Raw genomic sequence first — 4,242 nt, forward strand, 5'->3', positions numbered from 1 at the left:
GATCGTAAATACTGGTGTTGAACGTAGATCCAGGGTACCCACGAGGGGCACCCTACAGATAACTTGTAGGGGTATCCCTCGTGGGTACCCTCAGATCTATGCTTTTACTAGTCTCGATCGATTGGTGCAAGATATTCGATCCTATTGCATCTTTATCCGATTCTCGTTCCGAGAGGCTACGCCAACGACACGATCGAGTACGATCCGAGCTTGAAGATGTGCTAATGTGCCAGCATCAATTATCTCGTGCAGAGATCTGGCTTGGCTACGCGCCCCTCTTCCGTCATCTCAACTTTCAACCATCTACTGACTTTATATGTTGCAAATAGTTTCTTCTGGCTTGGCAGGAATGTGGTTGAATTTGACTGGTGTGAATCTACCGCCAGTCTCGCCAGCGCAAGCTGTCACCTGGCAGGGGATATCGTGGCTGAGTCCGGCTACCCCAGTCGAACCCAAAGCTGCAAATACGATCGATCGCTACATCCAAACCCTCAAAGCTCAAGGTTTAAATCCCCAGCAGCAATCCCTCTGGCTGCAAACCGATGGCAATCTCCTGATCGATCGCCATGGAACGACTCCCGTTTCGGCGGCCTCCCTGACGAAAACAGCTACCTCTCTAGCTGCGATTACTACCTGGGGGCTGGATAAACAATTTGACACGATCGTTAGTGCCAATGGCACCATCAGTCAAGGGACATTAACTGGCGATCTAGTCGTGCGCGGCGGCGGCGATCCATTATTCGTATGGGAAGATGCGCTCTCTTTGGCTCAGAGTCTCAATCAACTGGGAATCGATCGTGTCAGCGGCAATCTGATCGTGGTGGATAAATTCCACATGAATTACAAAGCCGATCCGCAACAAGCTGGTGACTTACTCAAGCGAGCCTTAACAGGCATCAATCTCCCCCCAGAGCTGCTCAAAACCGACTTTAAAGATGTCAATCTCGTCAAACTGCCGACAGCACCGATAGAAACGGTGACGAAATTACCCAAAGTAAATATTGCAGGACGAGTCATCATTGCTAGCGAGACACCTACAGGTATAACCCCCCTGATCCGTCATCAATCGTTACCGCTAATCGATATCGTGCGGCAGATGAACATCTATAGTAATAACGAAATCGCCCAAATCCTGGCCGACAGCGTTGGCGGTGCAGATCGCGTGATGCAAATTGCCGCTACGACTGCCAACTTTCCCGCCGCCGAGATTCAACTAATCAATGGCTCTGGCTTGGGAGTCCAAAATCGGTTGTCTCCCCGCGCTATTTGCCAGATTTTCCGCACTCTACATCAAAAGCTCCAAGCTGCCAACTCGAACCTCGCCGACATCTTTCCCGTTGCTGGTGCTGAATATATCGGTACGCTCAAAGAGCGACATTTACCTGTTGGCACGACGATCAAAACTGGCACCCTCAATGAGGTGAGTGCCTTGGGTGGCGTATTACCAACTCGCGATCGTGGGTTAGTCTGGTTTGTCATCGTCAATCAAGGTTCCCAAATCGCCAAACTCCGCCAGCAGCAGGATACTTTATTGCAATCGCTCCAAGCAGAGTGGGGACGAGTTACCCCGATGCCACTAGTCGTTACCAAACACGATCGCTACCCAGTATACTTCGGCGATCCCGCTCGTAATATTGCGATCGTCCCTAAAACGCCCTAAGCGGAGGCGATCGATCCGCCAAGCTCTACGGGCATACTAAAGGTAATTTCAGCCATTGTAAAATCTATGCTCAGTAATATCTTTACCATGTCGATCGAGATCGCATCGCTTCAGTTAGTCGCACCCATAGCAGTCGATTTCGTCGCTAATATCCACATCGATCTCGATCTGAGTAGTCACGGATTAGTCGTCGCCGAACAGTTTCAAAGTGTGGATATTCTCAATAACATCCAAAATGGCTGGAATGACTTTTTGAGTACTGGTAAAGCTGGCGTACTCGCGATTGGATTAGTGCTCGGTTATATGGTACGCGGTATTACTAGTTAAACAATCTCTATCCCCAGCTCGATCTTGACGCCTAAATTACTACCCAAGCTAGAGGTTAAAATTGAGTTTCGATCCCGAACTATGTCGAAATGAAAGCGAAGTCGAAAGCAAACTAATCGTCGGCTACTTATTACCAAAACTAGGTTATACTCCCGATACCTGGCATCAGGAAGTCAGATTTGGGAAGATTCGGCTGGACTTTCTCGCGTTTACCCAAAAACTCCCACTCGAATCCGACGATCGATCTCCCGTTGGTTTAGTTATCGAGGCGAAGCATCCTCGTAAGAATTTAGACAAGCATGTTTATCAAATCCAAAATTATTTAACTAGTTTAAATATTGCTTACGGATTGTTGACAAATGGTAAAGAATTCCGCATTTACCAGCAAGTATCGGGTGCGGCTCGGCTCATATTCAGGTGTGCGGGACGCGATATCGCCGATCGATTGCCAGAGATCGTTCACCTCATCGGGCGCAATTTTCTCAAACAACGGCTCCAACATCAGCTATCATTACCACAACCAGAAAAATCGGTCGCTACTCCTCACCAACTATCGTCGATGAAAACTATTGCTATCTACCACAATAAAGGCGGCGTTGGTAAAACTACCGTTTCTACCAATCTCGCAGCCGCCTTCAGCCGCAAAGGGTATAAGGTACTATTAATCGATCTTGACGCTCAAGCAAACAGCACTTTTGCAACTGGCTTGGTTAAATTTCAGTTTGAAGAAGAAGACACTTTACGCGATCGTAATGTCTCTCATCTGATTAGTAGTGGTGATACTAACTTCATCCCCGATCTCGTCCGAGAATCACAATATTTTAGCGATCCAGAAATTGATGTCATTCCAGCGCATATCAATCTAATCGACAAGCAGATAGATTTGACAACAACGATGGCAAGTCGTAGCAGATTGTTAGAAAAACTTAAACTTGTTGAAAACAGTTACGATCTAGTAATTATTGATACTCCACCTTCGCGAGATATCTATGCAGAGGTAGCCTTGCTATGTGCAGACTATCTAATTATCCCTTCCGATCTCAAACCGTTTGCCAATCAAGGTTTACCAACTGTTAAGAACTTCATCAAAACTATTGATGAAAATAGAAAAACTCTGGGTAAAAAACCAATTGGAGTATTGGGGGTATTAGCTTCAAAGATTTCTACCAATGCTAAGTTTGTAGAATTTACTTTTCCCAAACAACGCGAGGTCATTAGCAAACGATATGGGATGGAGCTGATGGAATCAGTAATTTACGATCGCACATTCTTGTCAGAATCATTTAATAAAATTGTGGTAGTAGGCGAGCTTGAATATCCAGATCCCAAGTCGATTTTCAAATATGCCAATGAATTCAAAATCACTGCTGAAGTCTCAGCACGAGAGTTTGAAATCTTAGCAGATGAAGTGTTAACCAAGATCGGTCTGAAATAGAGAACGGGATTGTTTTATAGTTTGATTGGCATTAGTTCATAGATTAAATTGAGCGATCGTTAATGATTAAATGTTTTTTTGTAGATGTTAAATCAATTAAGTCGGACTTGCCAAAGTCTAACTTTGTCGAATCTGAGCTAGAGCAGTTAGCAGATCTCATCTTAGCAACTGATGGATTGCTGCGACCCTTGATTTTACAAGAGATTAAACCAGGGAAATATCAAGTCATTGAAGGACATCGCGAATACTACGCTGCCGTCAGAGCCAAAGAAAAAAACATTGCCAAAGCAGAAATGGTGAATGCTTTTGTGATTGACGCTAACCATCAAAAATCGGCGATCGCTCAACTTGCTCTATTATCAGGAACGCCTTTAACTGGTGCCACTAATACAACAACGGATAGTTCGCCATTAGATCGATTATTACCAGCGATCGAAGCGGCAGTCTTCGAGCAGTTACAACCAATTTTAGCCCAACTTGCCAAACATACAGAAATCTTAGATCGTCTCACATTAGAGCGATCGATACAACCTGCAATTCCTAAAATTATCGAGCCGATTATCGAGCGAGTAGAATCGCAACCGAGCGTAACTACGATTCCTGCAACCCCAACTGAAACTACTATAATTATCGAGCCAGTTATCAAGCAATTAGAACCCGAACCAGTAAAGCCAAAAGCCGGTAAAAAAACTAAACCTACAACTCAGAAAGCTCCTAAAACTGTCGATCCTGTACAATCAATTAATGTTGGTAATGAAGATACACCTAAACTACCAGAACCGATCGCAGAGGTAACTGTTACTAAATCGACTAAAACTAC

At 44.9% G+C, this 4,242-nt stretch carries 4 protein-coding genes; all 4 read left to right on the plus strand.

All coding sequences use genetic code 11. The features are described 5' to 3' along the window. Window positions 1-316 precede the first annotated feature (316 nt). A complete protein-coding gene (locus tag RMO84_RS17875; protein ID WP_310489790.1) occupies window positions 317-1,660 on the plus strand; it encodes a D-alanyl-D-alanine carboxypeptidase in 1,344 nt (447 codons plus the stop codon). Window positions 1,661-1,726: 66 nt separating this feature from the next. Continuing rightward, window positions 1,727-1,987 (plus strand): hypothetical protein, encoded by a 261-nt coding sequence (locus RMO84_RS17880; protein WP_310489791.1) that lies wholly within the window; start codon window positions 1,727-1,729, stop codon window positions 1,985-1,987. A gap of 61 nt (window positions 1,988-2,048) precedes the next feature. Continuing rightward, on the plus strand, window positions 2,049-3,422 hold the full coding sequence (locus tag RMO84_RS17885; RefSeq protein WP_310489792.1) for an AAA family ATPase: 1,374 nt from the start codon (window positions 2,049-2,051) through the stop codon (window positions 3,420-3,422). Window positions 3,423-3,529: 107 nt separating this feature from the next. Continuing rightward, on the plus strand, window positions 3,530-4,242 hold a 713-nt coding region (locus RMO84_RS17890; RefSeq protein WP_310489793.1), incomplete at its 3' end, for a ParB/Srx family N-terminal domain-containing protein.

This window comes from Chamaesiphon sp. VAR_69_metabat_338 (genome assembly GCF_031423935.1).
In the GTDB taxonomy this organism is placed as follows: Bacteria; Cyanobacteriota; Cyanobacteriia; order Cyanobacteriales; family Chamaesiphonaceae; genus Chamaesiphon.